General features: G+C 37.8%; 14 protein-coding genes and 1 other RNA gene. 13 read left to right on the top strand and 2 right to left on the bottom strand.

The genetic code is table 11. The annotated features are described in order from the left end of the window. Positions 1-483: 483 nt before the first annotated feature. Together ssrS and CXF85_RS01905 are read right to left on the bottom strand one after the other, a co-directional pair. Positions 484-664, bottom strand: a non-coding RNA gene (gene ssrS, locus CXF85_RS01900) — 6S RNA. A 168-nt stretch (positions 665-832) separates the two neighbouring features. Beyond that, positions 833-1,141 carry a cell division protein ZapA gene (locus CXF85_RS01905; RefSeq protein WP_101226824.1) on the bottom strand — a complete coding sequence of 103 codons (309 nt, stop codon included), beginning with the start codon at positions 1,139-1,141 and terminating at the stop codon, positions 833-835. A 559-nt stretch (positions 1,142-1,700) separates the two neighbouring features. Here CXF85_RS01905 and CXF85_RS01910 point away from each other — a divergent pair. The 13 genes from CXF85_RS01910 to CXF85_RS01970 all read left to right on the top strand — a co-directional run. Continuing rightward, positions 1,701-2,303, top strand: coding sequence for a UPF0149 family protein (locus CXF85_RS01910; protein WP_101226825.1), 603 nt, complete (start codon positions 1,701-1,703; stop codon positions 2,301-2,303). A 166-nt stretch (positions 2,304-2,469) separates the two neighbouring features. Beyond that, entirely contained in the window at positions 2,470-3,807 is a 1,338-nt protein-coding gene (gene pepP / locus CXF85_RS01915) for a Xaa-Pro aminopeptidase (protein ID WP_442871854.1), read from the top strand. A gap of 80 nt (positions 3,808-3,887) precedes the next feature. Further along, positions 3,888-5,216 carry a 2-octaprenyl-6-methoxyphenyl hydroxylase gene (gene ubiH / locus CXF85_RS01920; RefSeq protein WP_232771040.1) on the top strand — a complete coding sequence of 443 codons (1,329 nt, stop codon included), beginning with the start codon at positions 3,888-3,890 and terminating at the stop codon, positions 5,214-5,216. 525 nt (positions 5,217-5,741) lie between these two features. Beyond that, complete coding sequence (locus CXF85_RS01925; protein WP_101226828.1) at positions 5,742-7,037, top strand: UbiH/UbiF/VisC/COQ6 family ubiquinone biosynthesis hydroxylase; 1,296 nt, start codon at positions 5,742-5,744, stop codon at positions 7,035-7,037. A gap of 528 nt (positions 7,038-7,565) precedes the next feature. Further along, on the top strand, positions 7,566-8,654 hold the full coding sequence (gene gcvT / locus CXF85_RS01930; protein WP_101226829.1) for a glycine cleavage system aminomethyltransferase GcvT: 1,089 nt from the start codon (positions 7,566-7,568) through the stop codon (positions 8,652-8,654). Positions 8,655-8,841: 187 nt separating this feature from the next. After that, a complete protein-coding gene (gcvH, locus tag CXF85_RS01935; protein ID WP_101226830.1) occupies positions 8,842-9,231 on the top strand; it encodes a glycine cleavage system protein GcvH in 390 nt (129 codons plus the stop codon). A gap of 369 nt (positions 9,232-9,600) precedes the next feature. After that, entirely contained in the window at positions 9,601-12,498 is a 2,898-nt protein-coding gene (gcvP, locus tag CXF85_RS01940) for an aminomethyl-transferring glycine dehydrogenase (protein WP_101226831.1), read from the top strand. A 597-nt stretch (positions 12,499-13,095) separates the two neighbouring features. Continuing rightward, the gene (locus tag CXF85_RS01945; RefSeq protein ID WP_101226832.1) at positions 13,096-13,452 is read left to right on the top strand and encodes a hypothetical protein; all 357 of its coding nucleotides are present in this window, start codon (positions 13,096-13,098) and stop codon (positions 13,450-13,452) included. A gap of 371 nt (positions 13,453-13,823) precedes the next feature. Then, entirely contained in the window at positions 13,824-14,306 is a 483-nt protein-coding gene (locus CXF85_RS01950) for a hypothetical protein (RefSeq protein ID WP_101226833.1), read from the top strand. Between the two features lie 108 nt (positions 14,307-14,414). Next, positions 14,415-15,278, top strand: a complete 864-nt coding sequence (locus CXF85_RS01955) for a hypothetical protein (protein ID WP_101226834.1) — start codon at positions 14,415-14,417, stop codon at positions 15,276-15,278. Then, the gene (locus CXF85_RS01960) at positions 15,271-16,659 is read left to right on the top strand and encodes an HNH endonuclease (RefSeq protein WP_101226835.1); all 1,389 of its coding nucleotides are present in this window, start codon (positions 15,271-15,273) and stop codon (positions 16,657-16,659) included. Before CXF85_RS01955 ends, CXF85_RS01960 begins: the two co-directional genes overlap by 8 nt. 670 nt (positions 16,660-17,329) lie before the next feature. Further along, entirely contained in the window at positions 17,330-18,562 is a 1,233-nt protein-coding gene (locus tag CXF85_RS01965; protein WP_101226836.1) for a DUF4365 domain-containing protein, read from the top strand. Positions 18,563-19,051: 489 nt separating this feature from the next. After that, positions 19,052-19,398, top strand: a 347-nt coding sequence (locus CXF85_RS01970; RefSeq protein WP_157829005.1) for a hypothetical protein, incomplete at its 3' end; no start/stop codon positions are given.

Genomic DNA, 19,398 nt, shown 5'->3' on the forward strand with positions numbered 1-19,398 from the left:
TCCTAGATAGGTGATAACTAACTCATGATATTAGTATAAGAAACATGAGCTACATTGACCAATAGATAGGCGTATTTTAGGTCGTAGGGCTTTATTTATTACGGAATAATAATTTTAAGCATGTTAGGTATTACAGGTTGTAGTCGCGCAGTTTACTAGGCTAGAACACAGTGGTGCGCGGAAATATCGCTGATATTTTATTTTTCTAATGGGGAGTATTTTAACAAGGGGAAAGACGCTTCCAAGATGCCGCAGTTTCACATAGTTTTGAATACCGTGTGTACTTTAATTAAGGTAAGAGCAGAGACGCGCGGAAATATCGCTGATATTTGATGATTATTAGAGGGAATTTTAAAATAGGGAAAAGACGCTTCCAAGATGCCGCAGTTCACATAGTTTTGAATACAGTGTGATTTTCTAGAGACGCGCGGAAATATCGCTGATATTTGATGATTATTAGAGGGAATTTTAAAATAGGGAAAAGACGCTTCCAAGATGCCGCAGTTCACAGAGTCCTGAACACCGTGTGTTCAGGGCGGAAATATCATGCTAACCGTAGGCTTCCCGATACGAGCCGGGCTTGCGCAAAAGTTAATAATCAACTTCCTTAGGTAAAACTTATCGGCTCAGGGACACAGTTCACATACAAACACCCCAGAAGACAAACTCAGTATAGCGAAAAATATATCATCAACTAAGCTTTTTTTTATAATATTTGGCTGAGTGACGAGTAATTATTCGTTATGTTTTATTTTTAAGCTTTAACTGTGGCTAAGATAAACGAAGGTGAAAATAAGTCTAGCGATGTAGGGATAAGGTAAGCGACTAATGCTTAAGCTATTTTTTGCTTAGTATGGGAAATGGCTTGTTCTATGGTTGATTGCAGCAACGTGATTTTCTGTTGATTACCTTGTTGCTCAATTTTTAATTGCTGCTGAGTTTTCAACAAATCATTAGCCAAATTTAAAGCGGTCATTAATAAGGTTTGCTCTGGACTGCTAATGGCCTTGCTCGCACCGGCTTTAGTTAAACGATCACTTAATTCTTGCGCCGCAGATAATAAGGCGGTTTCTTGGCCTATGGGACAAGCGATTTTAAGCTTGCGATCAACAATGTTGATTTCTACGGTACGTTGTGACATTTACAAAAAATTCCAAGTATTATTAATAATATAGACCAAATAAAAATATTTTTAGTCTATTATTTTTCATCATAGCGATGCTGAGCCATCTATGCAAGTAAATAGCACAATTTATGGGCATTTTTTGTTATACCAAGTCCATTAAGTTAGTTCACACTCAGAGCTTGCCAGCGGTTTGAGAACAAATAGAATTTTTTGTATATAGTTATTCTATATGAAAGAAATTATGTGCAGTTACCTAATCGCTGGAAAACTCCCCAAGGGCGAGTTTAAAAAGCTTACAGCCTGTGTTGTTGATTTTGACAAGGACGCTGCATGGATGCAGCCTATTAGAGAATGCAGACGGTACAGGAAGTTCCTTATTAGATAATGCAGGAGCAATTATCCTGAGCTTATTCTCCTGAATAACCATTATCTTCAATCAACGCCTTGCTTCTAAGCCTTTTAAGTCTCGCTGAGTGGGAAGAAACTTATTGGAATTGGTATTATTTCCTTTTCTGGCATTTTCGGCAGTGATACCATACTTATCATAACTTCCAGCAAACATAGAAAGTAAATCATGACTGAATCAAGCTCAAATATCGATACCCAAAATAACGTAATGGACTTTGCCTCCTTGCAAGCCATTTTGACTAGCGAAGACGTAAAATGCCATGCGAGTGAAATTCATGGTGTATTAACCGGGTTAGTTTGTGCAGGTTTTGAATTTGAAAACCAAGGCTATATAGCTATGCTTCATGACTTATTCAATGAGAATGATGGTTTTCCAACGGCAGTTAAAAAAGCACTCAAGCAAGTGTACAGTGAATTGTGGGCCAGCATATTAGATGACAGTTATAGCTTTACTCTTTTACTACCTGATGACGATGACAGCATGGCTGAACGTGGTCATGCATTAAGTGTCTGGGTACAAGGTTTTAATTTAGGTTTTGGTTTAGAACACAAAGATAGCCCGATTGTTTCTGAAGAAGTTAAAGAAGTGCTTACCGATTTTAGTGAAATTGCTAACTTATCTGACGAAATGGAAGAAGACGAAGATACCGAGCAAGCGTACTTTGAAATTAGTGAGTATGTTCGAATTTCCGCTTTATTGTGCTTTAGTGAACTAGCAACACCACCTAACCGTGAAAGTAACAGCGCAGACAAAAAGATTATTCACTAACCTTACTTTTAACGAATAACGGCTAATCAGCAGGCTTAGCCGTTATTGTTAATAGAGTCAAAAACAACAATAAATAGGCGCGAATAATACTATGACCTCCATACCCTTTAACAAAACACCTTTGAATACTTCACCTTATAACAACGCACAATTAAGTGAATCAGCTATAAGCCAGATTCCCTTAAGTGATTATGGCAAACACCGCGCAGCATTAATGGCGAAAATGCCGAATAACAGTATTGCTTTATTTCCTGCGGCCAGTGAATTGACTCGCAGTAACGATACTGAATATGCGTTTTGTCAGAATAAGAACTTCTTCTACTTAACGGGTTTTAATGAACCCGATGCATTGTTAGTTTTACTCAAAAGTGAGCAGGGTAATACCGAGTCTATTTTATTTTCATTACCTAAAGATCCCTTACATGAAATCTGGCAAGGTCGCCGTGTAGGTCAACTTAAAGCCGTACAAGATTATGGCGTAGATAAAAGCTTTGAAGTGGCTGACATTGACAACTTACTGTCTGATTACCTTAACGGTAAAAGCCAAGTGTTTTTTGGTTTTGATGATCATACTTTTGCTGCGCAAGTTTTTACTTGGTTAAAGCAAGTCAAAAGCAGTATTCGTCAAGGTGCTAATGCACCACAGCAACTAAACGATTCAGACCCTATTGTCGCTGAACTACGTTTAATTAAATCAGAAAATGAATTGGCTTTGATGCGCCAAGCTAACCACATTTCAGGACTCGCCCATCAGCGTGCTATGCAAAACTGTTTTGTCGGTAAGTTTGAATATCAAGTCGAAGCAGACATTCTGCATGAATTTGCGCGACATGGTGCTAGACATCCAGCCTACGCATCTATTGTTGCGGGTGGTGATAACGCTAATATTCTTCATTACACCGCTAATAGCGATGTTTTAAAAGACAATGAATTATTACTCATTGATGCAGGGGCAGAATTAGCCGGTTATGCCGCTGATATTACCCGTACCTTCCCTGTAAATGGAAAATACACCCCAGAACAAAAAGCTATTTATCAATTAGTGCTTGATGCCAAAAACCTCGCCATTAATGCCATTAAACCTGGTATGTGTTTTGCCAAGTTAAATGTATTAACCAATGCATTTTTAACACAAGGTTTAGTTGATTTAGGTATCTTACAAGGTGATTTAACCGAACTGATTAGCGATAAAAAAATAAAAGAATACTTTATTCATGGCCTTGGTCATTGGTTAGGTTTAGATGTACATGATGTCGGTGATTATCATATCAATACCGATAGAGAGCAGCTTCGTGCATTTGAACAAGGCATGGTAATGACTATCGAGCCAGGTATTTATATTCCGCTCAGCGATTTAAGCGTTGAAGAAAAATGGCGCGGTATTGGTGTACGTATTGAAGATAACATTGCCGTAACCGAAACTGGTTTTGAAAACTTTAGCGTTAACTCGCCACAAACGATTGAAGATATTGAAGAGTTAATGAAAGAAACGCACAAAGCATAACTAAATCAATACAAGGTTAACTTCAGTTGCGTAAACTCAACTGAAGTTAACACAAAAATAAAAATACTAAGATGAACGCTATGGAAAAATTTACGCAAACACATAAGCAACATTTTGATGTCATTATCTCAGGCGGCGGCTTATCTGGTAGCTTAATGGCGTTAAGCTTAAGTAAATTAACCAAAAACGATGGAAGCTTATTATCCATTGCCATTGTTGAAGCCCTACCTTTTAATCAAACAAGCCCTGCAACTGAAAATGCCTTATTTGATGCGCGTGTTTTGGCGCTATCTCATGGTAGCGCTAAATATCTCGCTAAGCAGGGCGTTTGGCAATATCTAAAAGATGATGCCAGTGCAATTACGACTATTGATATTTCTGATCGTGGTCACTTTGGTAAAGCAAGATTAACAGCCAACGAACATGGCGTTAATGCGTTAGGTTATGTTATCGATATGGCACTTATTGGTAAGGCGCAATTAAAGGCGTTAAGTCAAAATACAAGTACTGCTAACAACAGCACAAAGCAGAATATTCACTGGTTTAGTCCTGATTCAATAGAAGACATAACTTGGCAAGAGCAAGACGAAGTTGCCACAAATAAGGCGCAGGTCTGTGTGACGCTTAAGTCAGGTAAAGTTTTATCAGCAAAGTTATTACTTGGCTGTGATGGTGTTCAATCACCAGTAAGAAAACTCGCTAATATCGAGGTCACTTGTGATGATTACCAGCAAATTGCTTTAATTGCCAATGTCACCACCAGCAAAGCACATCACCATAAAGCCTTTGAACGTTTTACCGAATTTGGCCCTATTGCCATGTTGCCGTTAAAGCCGATTAAGCAAGGCAAGGTTTCGTTAAATAACTCCATGAATGCTGTTGATAGTGAATCACGTTGCTCGCTAGTATGGACAATGACACCTTCTCAAGCTGAAGAAATTAAGCACTTAAGCGATGATGCTTTTAAAGAAGCGCTAGAACGCGCCTTTGGCAGTTACCTTGGTGCCATCATCCATGTGGGTAAACGCGATACTTATCCGTTAGTTTTACTACAAGCCGAACGACAAACCTTTCATCGTATGGCGTTGGTAGGTAATGCTTCACACACCATTCACCCCATTGCAGGGCAAGGTTTTAACTTAGGTCTGCGTGATGTTTCGGTGATGGCTGACTTAGTTAAAGACGCTTTGGCAGCAGATCAAGATATTGGTAACTTTGCTTTATTACATGCTTATCAAGTCAATAGAGCTAAAGACCAGCAACAAGTTATTCAATTAACTGATTCATTGGTGACATTGTTTGCTAATGACTTACCGCCGTTGGTGATAGGTCGAAATATTGGCTTACAGGCACTTAATGTTATAACGCCACTTAAAAATGCCTTAGTTAAAAAGACTATGGGTTATTAGGTCTGGTTATTAGGTATAGGGCTATACGTTTAGCTACAGTGATGTGACAAGAAATAGAGAAAGCACTGGATCCTCGATCAGAGACTTCGAGGATGACGGCTGCAAGTGTTAGTATTTTAATAGCGTCGAGCATGATGATGTTAGTTATCGCAATGATAGATGTTCGACTGAGATAGGCGTCATCCTCTTGGTTACTCCTATGATCAATTAAGCGAGGATCCATATGGCTTTATTTTTTAACGTCGAGCATGATGATGTTAGTTATCGCAATGATAGATGTTCGACTGAGATAGGCGTCATCCTCGTGGTCACTCCTATGAGATCCATATGACTTTATTTTTTTACGTCGAGCATGATGATGTTAGTTATCACAGTGACAGATGGTCGACTATAAATAGGCGTCATCCTCGTGGTTACTTAATCGAGGATCCATATGGCTTTTACTTTTATCGTTACCTAGGTCATTCTCATTATTAATAAAGTGAGATCCAATAGTGCCTTATAAGAATTTAACAAGAGAAGAAAATGCAAAAATTTGATGTGTTAATCGTTGGTGCAGGCATGGTGGGTTTAACGCTAGCATTAGCTTTACGTAAAAGTAGCCAGCTAAAAATAGCCTTGGTAGATACTACTGCCGTGACTGATCTAGATGACAACATTGACGTTAGAGTCAGCGCTATTAATGTGGCCAGCAAAAACATCTTTGCAAATTTAGGCGTTTGGTCTGCTATTGAAAATGGCCGTGCACAAGATTATCAGCACATGCATGTGTGGGATAAAGCAGGGCTTGGCAAACTTGATTTCTCTGCCCAAGACAGTGCCAGTTTCCCTCCGGAAGATAATCTTGGTTGGATCATTGAAAATAAAGTTATTCGCCACGCCTTATGGCAGCAAGCTGAACTTGATGAAGGCATTCACTTTTTTAACGACAATAAGTTAGCCAGTATTAGCCAAGGCGAAAGTGAAGTGTTTGCTTCCTTTGCACATGATACTTCTTCTGAAGACTCATCGAGCAGCACACCAACACAACCTATTATCGCTAAACTCGTTGTTGGCGCAGATGGCGCTAATTCATGGGTACGCAAACAAATGAACATGGCGATGATCTTTAAAGATTACGATCATCACGCCATTGTTGCGACAGTCGCATGCCCTCAAGGCCACAAAAATACCGCTTGGCAGGTTTTTTTACCGACCGGACCATTAGCCTTCTTACCGTTAAAACATACAAAAGAAGAGGGAACAGGCGATCTCTGTTCTATCGTGTATTCAACCTCACCGGAAGATGCCAAGCGTCTAGTAAATCTTGATGCAACTGACTTTGCCAAAGAATTAACGGCAGCCAGTGATGGTAAATTAGGTGATATTACCCTGAAAAGTGAGCGCTTTACTTATCCACTCACTATGCGATTAGCACAAGACTTTGTCAAAGACCGCGTAGTACTCATCGGCGATGCAGCGCATACCATTCATCCACTTGCCGGGCAGGGCGTTAACTTAGGTTTGCTTGATGCCGCCGCTTTAGCACAAACGTTAACAGCAAAGCTTAGTGAACATGATGAAAGTCACACTGAATTCGTTAATAGCTCAGATCTGAAAGCATTCTCGCGCTGGCGTAAAAGTGAATCCACTGAAATGATAGCGGCCATGGCTGGCATTAAACAAGCTTTTGCTCCGCAACAGTCACCGATAAAATTACTGCGTGGCATGGGCATGAATCTAATTAACAATTTTGCCCCCGCTAAAAACCGTCTGATTGCTCAAGCGCTAGGTATCAAGGCCGATCTGCCTGAGCTTGCTTACCAAAAAGATACTCTTTAACGCGACTAACCTCCCCGTATAAACAACTGATATAGTAATACCAAACGGATTAATTAACTGTCCAACTTAGAACTACAGTAGCGAGCAGAGAACAAGTAAAATGAGTTAAACATAGTTATTCTATATTTCATTCATTTTGTGATGTTATCAGTTTGCTACTGAGCTCCCAAAGGGCGAGTTTAAAAGGCTTACATGCGGCGTTATTGATTTTGACAAGGGAATAACCATTCTCTTCAATCAATGCCTTGCCTCTATGCCTTTTAATTCTCGCTAAGTGAGCAGTTAATTAGTCCGATTGGTATATGTATCAACAAATAAAAGCCAATAAAATTATTGGCTTTTATTTGTTCTGTACCTCGATCATCCAAACAATAATGACATTAATTTCATTACTTGGACGTTTTTAAAATTTAATTCTGTTTTTACATTAAACTCGGGTTTATATTTTTTAAATGTAGTTTTTGCTGTTGAATCAACGGTAGCTGACAGTTATAATTAGTCAACTTTGTCAATTCTCAGGTGAAACACATGTCTAACAAAACAGTACTACATGCAAAGCATTTAGCTTCAGGCGCAAAAATGGTTGATTTTTATGGCTGGGAAATGCCTATTAACTATGGCTCTCAAATCGAAGAGCACCATGCAGTAAGAACCGATGCCGGCATGTTTGATGTTTCACACATGACCATTGTTGATGTGCAAGGCACTGACGCAAAAGATTTCTTACGTCGTTTAGTAATCAACGATGTTGCAAAATTAACTACCGCTGGTAAAGCGTTATACACAGGTATGTTAAATGAAGAAGGCGGCGTGATTGATGATTTAATCATTTACTTCTTCTCAGACACTAACTACCGTTTAGTGGTTAACTCAGCGACCCGTGTTAAAGATCTTGCATGGATGAATAAGCAAGCGGTAGGTTTTGACCTAACAATTACTGAACGTCCTGAATACGGCATGATTGCTGTTCAAGGTCCAGAAGCGATAGCTAAAGTAGCTACGTTACTTTCTCCAGAAGAAAGTGCTGCTGTTGAAGGCATGAAGCCATTTTTTGGTGTACAAGTTGGCGATTTATTTATCGCTACTACGGGTTACACAGGTGAAAATGGCTACGAAATTATCGTTCCTGAAAGCGCAGCAGAAGATTTTTGGCAAAAACTATTAGATGCTGGTGTAGCTCCTTGTGGTTTAGGCGCGCGTGATACTTTACGTTTAGAAGCCGGCATGAACCTTTACGGTTTAGATATGGACGAAACAGTTTCTCCAATCGCGGCTAACATGGCGTGGACAATTAGCTGGGAACCTACAGACCGTGATTTTATCGGTCGTGACGTATTAACAGCACAAAAAGCAGCGGGCGATCAGCCTAAGCTAGTTGGTTTAGTGCTTGAAGAAAAAGGTGTGCTTCGTTCACATCAAGTTGTTGTTACTGAATTTGGTAACGGAGAAATCACTTCAGGTACTTTCTCTCCAACATTAGGTCATTCAGTTGCTTTAGCACGTGTACCACGTAGCGTAAAAGTAGGTGACGTTGTTGAAGTTGAAATGCGTAAAAAATTAGTTAAAGTTACTGTAACCAAGCCAAGCTTTGTTCGTAACGGCAAAAAAGTTTTTTAATCCGTCGTACTTGAAATTACAGCTTTATTGTCGTCGTTATTCGCCCTGTCACTTAGCTTACTAAGCTCAAGGGCTCACAACTAGACGGCTTCGCTGTAATTCCAATTACATAGGATTTATACTATTATCTAGTGGTTTTGTGCGATAAAAATTACTTAAATTAAAAATTTAAATAGGAAAAATAAAAATGAGCAACATCCCTACAGAATTAAAATATGCCACTTCTCACGAGTGGGTTAGCGTAGCAGTAGACGGTATCGTTACTGTTGGTATTACTGAACACGCACAAGGCCTTTTAGGTGACATGGTATTTGTTGAATTACCAGACGTTGATGATTCAATCAGCACTGGCGATGATGTTGCTGTTGCAGAATCAGTTAAAGCAGCTTCAGACATTTACGCACCTGTTTCAGGTACTGTTGTTGAAATCAACGAAGAACTTGAAGACGCTCCTGAGTTAGTTAACTCTGACGCTTTTGGTGGCGGTTGGTTATTTAAAGTTAAACTTGATGATGCAAGTGAATTAGAAAACTTACTTGATGCTGAAGGTTATGCTTCATCTATCGACGAAGACTAATTTTCTTTTTCGGTCACATTCAGCATTTATGCTGCGTTGCCTTTGTTATTCGTTTTCATCGCTTAGTGTACTAAGCTCAGAAAACTCATAACTTCAGCGCCTTGCCTAACAGCTGACTGTTTACGAAAAAATTTTTAGCGTCGTTAATCAACTTTAGTAGGCATTGTCGGCGTTACTTGTTTTGTCACTTAGCTCTTTATTGTAGCTAAGGGCTTACTAAGCTCCAGCAACAAGTAACTTGACGGCTTTGCCTAAAGACTGATTATCTTAGCTAAACTATTAGTACTAAATATTAAGCCTCTTTGTTCTTTATGAACATGAGGCTTTCTTATATTTTCAATATGTAAATTTTATTTAAGTGAAACTGTTATGACCTCAAATGTAATTGTTAACTCATTAGCTGAGTTAGAGCAAACTGAAGACTTCATTCGTCGCCACATTGGCCCAAGCGAATCACAAACTCAAGCTATGTTGAAAGACTTAGGCGTTGAATCTGTTGATGCATTAATCGATGAAATCGTACCAAGTGATATTCGTTTAGCTGATTTGCCAAACATCCAAGAGAGTAAAACAGAAGTTCAAGCATTGGCTGATTTAAAAGCCGTTGCTAGCTTAAATAAAGTGAACGACACTTACATTGGTTTAGGTTACTACGGTACCTTAACGCCAAACGTTATTTTACGTAACGTGTTAGAAAATCCAGGTTGGTATACAGCGTATACGCCGTATCAACCAGAAATTGCTCAAGGTCGTTTAGAATCATTATTAAACTTCCAACAAATGTGTATAGACCTTACTGGTTTAGACCTAGCTTCAGCATCATTATTAGATGAATCTACTGCAGCTGCAGAAGCAATGGCATTAGCCAAACGTGTTTCTAAAAACAAAAAATCAAACTTATTCTTTATCGGTGATGATGTTTACCCACAAACAATTGACGTTGTTAAGCAACGTGCACAAATGTTTGGTTTTGACATTATCGTTGCACCAGCTGCTGAAGCGGCTGATCACGATATTTTCGGCGCCCTTATCCAATACCCTGGCGCTAGCGGTGAAGTAACTGATATCAGCGACTTAATTGCTAAAATTCAAGAGAAAAAAGGCATTGTAGCGGTAGCTGCCGACATCATGAGCTTAGTTTTATTGAAGTCTCCTGGTGAATTAGGCGCAGATGCTGTTATTGGTTCAACGCAGCGTTTTGGCGTACCAATGGGATACGGCGGTCCACACGCTGCATTCTTTACAACGTCTGACAAATACAAACGTTCATTACCTGGTCGTATTATCGGTGTTTCAAAAGACACACGTGATAACAACGCACTACGCATGGCTATGCAAACACGTGAGCAACATATACGTCGTGAAAAAGCCAACTCAAACATTTGTACAGCGCAAGTATTACTAGCCAACATGGCAGCGTTCTACGCGGTTTATCACGGTCCTCAAGGTTTAAAAACTATTGCTAACCGTATTCACCGTTTAACTGACATTTTATGTTTAGGTACAGCAAGCAAAGGCTTAATTGCCAAGCATGCTCACTACTTCGACACGCTTACATTCAAGTTAACTAACAAAGATGAAGTGGTAGCACGTGCATTAACTGCTGGTGTTAACTTCCGCACTGACGTTGCTGGTCAAATCTCTATCTCACTAGATGAAACCACTACACGTGAAAACGTAGCTGGGCTTTTCGATATCTTATTAGGTGAAGGTCACGGTCTTAACGTAGCTGAATTAGATGATGTTGTGATTGCATTAGGTCATTCTTCAATTCCAGCGTCTTTAGTACGTGAGTCTGCAATTTTAACTCACCCAGTATTTAACTCGTACCACAGCGAAACAGAAATGCTTCGTTATATCAAAAAACTTGAGAACAAAGATTTAGCATTGAACCACTCAATGATCTCTCTTGGCTCTTGTACGATGAAGTTAAATGCAACAGCGCAGATGATCCCAGTATCATGGCCTGAATTTGCTAACATGCATCCTTTTGCGCCAGTTAACCAAGCGCTAGGTTACAAGAAAATGATTGATGAACTAGCCGATTGGTTAGTTGAATTAACAGGCTACGACAAAATGTCTATGCAGCCTAACTCTGGTGCTCAAGGTGAATACGCTGGCTTAATCGCAATCAGCAAGTATCACGAAAGCCGTGGTGATTCACATCGTAACATTTGTTTAATCCCATCTTCAGCACACGGAACTAACCCTGCTACGGCGCAAATGGTTGGTTTTAAAGTAGTTGTAGTAGATTGTGATAAAGAAGGTAACGTTGACATGGCCGACTTAACAGCGAAAGCTGAAGAGTTAGCAGACAACCTTGCTTGTATCATGATCACTTACCCGTCTACGCACGGTGTATATGAAACAACGATTGCAGAAATTTGCAACATCATTCATAACAATGGCGGTCAGGTTTACCTTGATGGCGCGAACATGAATGCACAAGTTGGCTTAACATCACCAGGCCATATCGGCGCTGATGTTTCTCACCTTAACTTGCACAAAACGTTTGCTATTCCACACGGTGGTGGCGGTCCAGGTATGGGTCCTATCGGCGTTAAAGCGCATTTATCACCATTCTTACCTGATCACGCAATCATCAACGTAGATGAAGAAACGAAAGGTAATGGCGCAGTATCAGCAGCACCTTACGGTAGTGCCGGTATTTTATGTATCTCTTACCTTTACGTTGCGCTTTTAGGTAAAAAAGGTGTTACTGATGCAAGTAAATATGCAATCACTAACGCTAACTACATGGCAACTAAACTAAGCCAAAGTTACCCGTTATTATATACAGGTAAAAATGGCCGTGTTGCGCACGAATGTATTATCGATTTACGTCCACTTAAAGCAACCTCTGGTATTACTGAAGTTGATATAGCAAAGCGTTTAATCGATTACGGTTTCCATGCACCAACGATGTCGTTCCCAGTAGCGGGCACGTTCATGATTGAACCAACGGAATCAGAATCTAAAGTTGAGCTTGACCGTTTCATTGAAGCAATGACCTGTATTCGTGATGAAGTACGTAAAGTTGAATCTGGTGAGTGGGCATTAAACGATAACCCACTACAGAATGCTCCGCATACACTCGCTGATATTACTGATGTTTGGGATCGTGGTTACACGGTTCAAGAAGCAGTATTCCCAGTACCAGCAGCAGCAGCTAACAAATTCTGGCCAACAGTTAACCGTATTGATGATGTATACGGGGATCGTAATTTGATTTGTTCATGTCCTCCAATTGAAAGCTATATTGACTAATTTTTTCAATTGATCACGACTGTTGAAGTTGGAAACCGATCAGATCTAGTTAGAAACCGCTAACCTAGTTGGAAACTCTAACTAAATAATATTGAAAGGCGAATCAGAAATGGTTCGCCTTTTTATTTTTTAACTATAAACCAATAGATTTATTATTACCTTGTTGTTGCAAAGTATTTAAAGTTTCAGACAAGGGGCGAGGGAAATTACCACTATGAATAATAAGTAGTGCTCATCTATATGCAGGCACGATACTATGATCCCGTCCACGTACATCCCCTCTCTAAAATTTTATAAATCCAGATGAAAACAACCCGTCTTAAACATCTTATGGTCGATTGGTTCTGTTGCAAAATTTGTATTACCTTACGGTCGATTTTTACTAAGCAATCTGGATGGGTGATACATTAAATAACATTAATATCATTGAACTGTTTATTTGCTTGGCTCAACATGCAAAAAACCTTATATGGTACTAATTAGGAATGATGCAGTAGATGTGATGGCACTAAGTACTTAGCTCACTTCAGGCATGTGGAAGGCGGTAGGTGCTTCTTATGCGGTAGAGAATTGCCAAGGCGGCTAGAGGAAGCTGTAGTGGTCACACCTAAAGCGTTAGTTAATAGTAGGCCACCATTGGCTATTAGGTTTGGTGATTCTCCTGAATCCATCAATGCTAAGTTGTATGGTGAAAGTGCCAATAAGTCATTTGAAGCATTGTTTGATGAGCCAGCTAAGCCAAGAAAACCTTTTGGAGTACCTACACTATTCAAGCGTAAAGACAAAGTAGAGTTATTGGCGGCAATATTTTCTTCATTAGCTAATGATGATAAGCCAATAAGAGTTAGTAAGCCTAAACGCTCTGGTACAATAGATTTCGATGAATTCTACCCAGATGATAATGATGGTTGTGGTGGGTATGGTGATTTTACAGATGATACCGGAGCCGATTGACAGTGTTGTCAGATATCCATATACAGAGGTGTTTATATAACGCCTCTTTTGTGCATATTAATGAGGCGTTATCGAAACAAGACCTAATCCAAATCAATATTGCAGGTTAAATGCTAATGGCCGCAATGTGTCTTGCTGACTTTAGCTTCAAGTATATTTGCCATATTATTTCTAATGTTTTTTCATCAGATTACAGAGAATTATCTCTAATCTTCAATAGTTGTTAAAAGTAACTACAAAAAACAAAGGATAAAAAATAAGAGTTTGAAATTAAAGGTTTTTACGATAGATTATAAAGGAATCGAGTAGGTGGGGATTATTGATACGTCTACATAATAAGCTGTTAGGAAAATCTCTAGAGGAGCATTCGTATGCCGAAAAGAATTCCGCATAAATTGAAAGGAAAAGTATGGCATTCCACAAGCTTTGATAATGCAGTCAAAATCATCAAAAGTGGAAGCATCTTATCCAATCCGAATATAAGTACAGAAGATAAGTGGGGAGGAAATTCTGAAACTGATTATCCCTTCGTTAAATCCATTGGAGGCATTAGTTTATTTGATTTTCGTTTACCTGAATCGCATTCCAGTGAATTATTGTATCGCTGGGTTCCTTGTCAGGTTAAATTTTCTAAAACAGTATGGTTTGAAATAGATACATCAAAATTGCATAGTTGTTTTCTTTCGGCTGAAGATACTCTAGTTAAATGGGAGAAAGCAGGAATGACTCGAAACTATATGCCTTACCTTGAAGCTTCATGTATAAGTCCAATTGATACGCAGTATATAAAATCTATCTTAATTGGTGATCAAAACGGTGGATTAGTTAGTGAGCATCTGAGTATATTTGTCTAACAATAATTTAAAGCGGGACTGCTAACAGTTTGCTCGGTGTCGCTTTGATACACAATTAAGCAAACAATTATCAGGCCCTTAAATGGGCGTTAGTATTTAAGGATAGTTATGGCACATTTTCATAGTTCAATAAAAAAAATAATTGCTGATTTCAAAAAAAACAACATTGATACTTCTAAGCCAGGGTTCTATGACGAGCCGAGATTTTTGAGAGTAGAGCAAGGTAATCCTGAATATCTGAATAACTATGCCCGTTTTGTCCAAGAAAGAAACTATAGTGATGAATATTTGGATGAGGCTAGAAAAGTGATACCTTTAATTGTTGAAGAGCTGCATAAAGAGTTGTTACGCGATGGAAGACAAGGTGCGTGTGTAGACCTATCTATGGTTTTATCTCGTATTCTGGAAAAAGAAGGCTTCTGGAATTACATTGTAAAAGGATCACTTACTGTATCATTTCCTAAGCAATCAGGAATTGGCGACCGTTTCTTTTGGTCAATGGATCAAGGTGATTTTTCTGCTGGTCATGCTTGGGTAGTTGCCCCTCCTTTTGGGATTATAGATTTAACTATTAAGCAACAAGAGCGAGACTCTGACGAGTCACAGTACATTCCTGAGTTAATTATATCTGAAGTATTAGAAGCTGATAAAGCAAAAGTTGAAGACATTATCTCCCCAGAAGTACGCCTATATCTTCAAGCTCAAGGATTAAACTCTTCCAACATGATTTCTAAAGTTAATCCTGTATTGGAGAAAGTTTTAGAAACTTTTAAAACTGGTAATGTAAAATTCAATGGGACTCAGTTTAAATACATACCTGTTGCAATAGGTGCTCCGGATTGCCCATTAGAAAATATGGTAGGTATATCAGTTGATGGTATGTCTGCAATTAAAATGTACACAGACATTGTAAAACCAAAGTTGGAGCTGGAAAAAGCCGAACAAGCTATTAAGCAGGACAAAAATGGATAAATGCTACTTGTGTGGAAAATTATTTAACGAATCTGATGTTCTTAAACATAACGAGCACATTATTCAACAGGCAATTGGCGGGGCGCTCACAGATAATAGTATTCTGTGTCGATCATGCGGTGAAGGTTTGGGTAATGTAATTGATGCACCTTTCAATAAGATGTTTGACAGTATCGGCACTCGCCTCGGCATAAAAAAAGATAGAGGAAATAACAAGAAAGGGGCTGTAAAAGGAGTTATTTTTAGCAATAGAGATAAGTATGGAAATGACCTAAGTGGCATTGAGGTTTTTTGGAAAGCATCCAAGGTTGCTCCAGTTAAACCAATTCACAAGTATAGCTCTGACCAATCGAAAGTTATTGTTTATGCCGGAGGAAAACAGTTAGAAAATTATTTAAAAAGGGTTAAAAAGGAAGTTGATGAAAAATATGGTAGTGACTGTAAGCCAGAGATCATCACTTGTGATGATGTAACAGGGCTTATAATTTTCCCCCTTGAGTTGGATAATGAAGCATTTAAAAAAGGCTTCGCGAAGATTGCGATAGGATTTTCTTCTAAGTTAGGTCTTGATAGATCAACTCTTAATCTGGTCCTTGATTCTGATTTAGGGAAGATAAGAGATAATGTTAGTCTCATACAATTTTATCCAAAAGGTGTTTTTGATGAGATTATAGAAAGAGATAAGAAAGACATTAGATACTATCCATCCCATACTTTAATTTTATTTACAGCAGTCGCAAACCCCAACTTGTTAGTTTGCTATATTGAGCTTTTCTCGACTTTTCAGTGGTATGTGATTTTAAGTGATCAGTATGATGGGCAGCCAATTTATGAGAGTTATCATCAGCGTGTAGATAAAGAAGAAGACTACGTATTTAGGCCCGATAGAAGACACTATAAAGAGCGGGAAATGATCTTGTCCTCTCTCGGAGTTGATCAAAAACGAATAAATGATGCTTATGAAAAGCAAAAAGGCTCACCTGATGAAAAAACTATCGAAGAAATTGAATATGAAATAATTCAGGAAGAGAACATAAAGAAGAAATATCATGTGGATTTTAATAGAGAGGTGGAAATTGCAATTGGTTATGCATCCAGTAAAATTATGGAACAGCCATCGTTTAATACGATGATGAATGCAAAATCTAATTTGGACCTTTTTTATAGTTATGATGAAAATGATGAGGAGATTTTTAATATACTTAGCTACAGAAGGTATTATGTTTTCGAAGGCCGGACTCATGATTATATAACTTCGCTAATGGGATATTATGATACCGAGGAAGGGCGTAAGAACCGCAAAGAATATGGTTATGAGAAGTTCAATATGCTGTCTAATTATATAGAGAACAAAACTATAAAAGAAAAATTAGAAGCGTAGTTTGTTATTGACCAAAATCTAACAAATCTCTCCACAAGGATTCATGCTACTCCGGTCGTTTCTGTGTAAGTCGCTAATATCAATTTTACACAAAAACGCCATCCACAATATAAGGCTGGGAGCAAGGCGTTATCGATACAAAATCTAATCCGAAGCCTTGTTTGGCGTTCATTACCTAATGACCACTTTGGTGGTAAAAGAGATCCTTAGAAGTCAACTTCATTTGCTGATTGATAATCTAAAAAATTTGCGTAATCATTGTAAATGTTTGTTATATTTTCTCACAAAGTGACGCGTTTCTCATTATTTATAAAGACCCACATATTGCTAAGTAGGCATATGGATCAAGTCACAATCTTTATGAAAAATTTTATTGTGACTTGAATGTCAAAATAAGAGCCTAGTTACATATTTAATTCATAATTATATTTGAAATAAATTTCAAAATTCAGTGGTTCGAGTCACAAACTTTATTAACGATAACCACACCCCCCAGTTTCAATAGGTGGCGAAAAACACACATAGGTTGGGGTGATGAAATACGTTCTAGCTCTAATTATTTTGAAAGTTTAACTGATAAAATTATTTCCTAGAACAAATGAATAATCATATTATTTAGATTAAAATCACAAACACTGAAATTTAAATAAACAGTTAATAGGCTAATTTTATGAAATACCCCTCAAGCTCAAATAGTGAAAGAATTGGTATTTATACGGTTGGAGCACAATTCGAGCGTATTGGCTGTATTTTTAGGGAGCAAGCAATAGTTGATTGTGGTATCGATGCTCAAATTGAAGCTGTTGAAGATGAAAACGCATCAGGAAAGCTCATTGCTCTTCAAATAAAATCTGGAGCATCCTATTTCAAAGAAGAAAAAGATGATGCTTTTATTTATCGAGGGAAATTAGAGCATTTATCATATTGGCTTGAGCACTCCCTCTCTGTGCTAATTATTTTATGTGATATCGATAATGAAGTGTGTTATTGGCAAACAGTAATTCCTCAAAATGTTAAATATACTCAAAAACAATGGAAAATAATTGTTCCAAAAGCTCAAAGAATTAATAGTGGTATGGTTACCGACTTGAAAAGACTAGTAAATAAGATGCCTTCGTATGACAATTACACCATTAGCTCCACTTCAGATAAAAGCATAAGAGGAGCGAAAAGATATTCTGCAAGTATAATTTTAAATAAAGAACATACTCAGCTAGAAATAATCCATGTAATAAAAAAAGTAACACCAGAAATAGCAAATTGTGAATATCACAGAAGTAATATAACTAAAACACTCTGGCGAGATCAACCAGCTCAGATTGTATGGTTATATGTTTACCCATCCGCTGAAGATGAAAGAAATTGCAATCATATATGCCAAACAGAATGGTTTTCTGAAGCATTAGATAATGATTATTTACCTTATTCTAACAATGGAGAAAATATAGGCTCTAATGTTCGTATTGTATGGAATGATTCATACTTAGCAGTATCAAAATTTAACTCTGAAAATACCATGACAAAGGGAGGGTTTATTGAAACTATCACCAAATTCTCAAATCAATCTCTGCCTTTGTTTGATTTTTCCGAAAAAACATTGAAAAATTATGATGATAAAAAAATTGGTTTTAATGAATTATATGATAACTTCAAAGATAAATTTGATGAGGTAAATGATATTTATTTAAAAGGAACTGAATTAGGTTTATCTCCTTTTGAATGTGAAGAACTTAGTAATCAATATTGTGGCTTAATGTCATGCTTGCATAGTATTTTTATATTTTTTAGTGGTATAGGAGAAAAGCGAGGCGAAAGTAATATTATCTGGAATGTTAGGCACTTTATTGACGATTATAAACAGGCAAAACTAAAATTTGAGATTGAATTTAAAAAAGTAGCATAAAGACATTATTTCATAGCTATTACTTTTAAACTGTTGGTTTTCTGTAGTGTATCTTCATCTTTTTCAGAAAGATTTAAGGGGTCGGTGACCCATGATAGCTATTCTCATTCGACCTTATTTGAATCCCATCATGGCCACTATTAGCGCTTAGCGAAAACATAATTTAGTGAAGTGATTCGGATTTAGAGCAATAAAGCGAATTACCTAATTGTGATGAGGTGCCATTCAATCGCTTTTAGTTGTTAATCAAAAGTGACTCATCTTGTAACTTTGAATCTAAAACCTCTAGGGAGTTTTTGTTGGTTCCAAAATTCAAGCCAGTAAGCTGTCTTGGTTTAGCTTCAATTTATTGGTTAAGTTAATAGTAATATTGTTTGATAGAAAAACGTTGATACATTATTCATTCCACTTAACTCTGATCGTTTCGATATTTCAATTTACCTCAAATAGTCTATGCCGTACTCTAGTACTAATTAAAGAAATTATTAAATGAAACAGCTACATATGATAAATAAATCTGAAAAACTGAAACTTGAAGGGGAAAAGAGAGCGGGTATTGAGCAGAACTTGTTGAAATTACTATTTAACGGTTTTTCTTCTCTGAAGTTTTTAAATAATGAGACAGACGAAATTTTCGCGATTAGGGATCTATGTGAATTAAATGAATATACAAGCGTAGCTCTAAAAAATTGCGATGATGGCTATGACAGTTTAACCAATACGGCCAAAGAGTGCTTTGATGTTTTGTTAGCTTTGAAGGGGCTGGAAAATAGAGACTTAATCAAACGAGAAGCTTATTTCACCAAACTTATCAGGCCACCCATAATAACTTTCTC

The sequence above is a fragment of the Colwellia sp. 75C3 genome, assembly GCF_002836255.1.
Taxonomy (GTDB): domain Bacteria; phylum Pseudomonadota; class Gammaproteobacteria; order Enterobacterales; family Alteromonadaceae; genus Colwellia.

Excerpts from the sequence above, each read along its gene's own strand:
- CXF85_RS01905 (WP_101226824.1), bottom strand. The coding sequence starts at position 1,141 with ATGTCACAACGTACCGTAGAAATCAACATTGTTGATCGCAAGCTTAAA.
- CXF85_RS01910 (WP_101226825.1), top strand. The coding sequence starts at position 1,701 with ATGACTGAATCAAGCTCAAATATCGATACCCAAAATAACGTAATGGAC.
- ubiH (WP_232771040.1), top strand. The coding sequence starts at position 3,888 with ATGGAAAAATTTACGCAAACACATAAGCAACATTTTGATGTCATTATC.
- CXF85_RS01925 (WP_101226828.1), top strand. The coding sequence starts at position 5,742 with ATGCAAAAATTTGATGTGTTAATCGTTGGTGCAGGCATGGTGGGTTTA.
- gcvT (WP_101226829.1), top strand. The coding sequence starts at position 7,566 with ATGTCTAACAAAACAGTACTACATGCAAAGCATTTAGCTTCAGGCGCA.
- gcvH (WP_101226830.1), top strand. The coding sequence starts at position 8,842 with ATGAGCAACATCCCTACAGAATTAAAATATGCCACTTCTCACGAGTGG.
- gcvP (WP_101226831.1), top strand. The coding sequence starts at position 9,601 with ATGACCTCAAATGTAATTGTTAACTCATTAGCTGAGTTAGAGCAAACT.
- CXF85_RS01950 (WP_101226833.1), top strand. The coding sequence starts at position 13,824 with ATGCCGAAAAGAATTCCGCATAAATTGAAAGGAAAAGTATGGCATTCC.
- CXF85_RS01955 (WP_101226834.1), top strand. The coding sequence starts at position 14,415 with ATGGCACATTTTCATAGTTCAATAAAAAAAATAATTGCTGATTTCAAA.
- CXF85_RS01960 (WP_101226835.1), top strand. The coding sequence starts at position 15,271 with ATGGATAAATGCTACTTGTGTGGAAAATTATTTAACGAATCTGATGTT.
- CXF85_RS01965 (WP_101226836.1), top strand. The coding sequence starts at position 17,330 with ATGAAATACCCCTCAAGCTCAAATAGTGAAAGAATTGGTATTTATACG.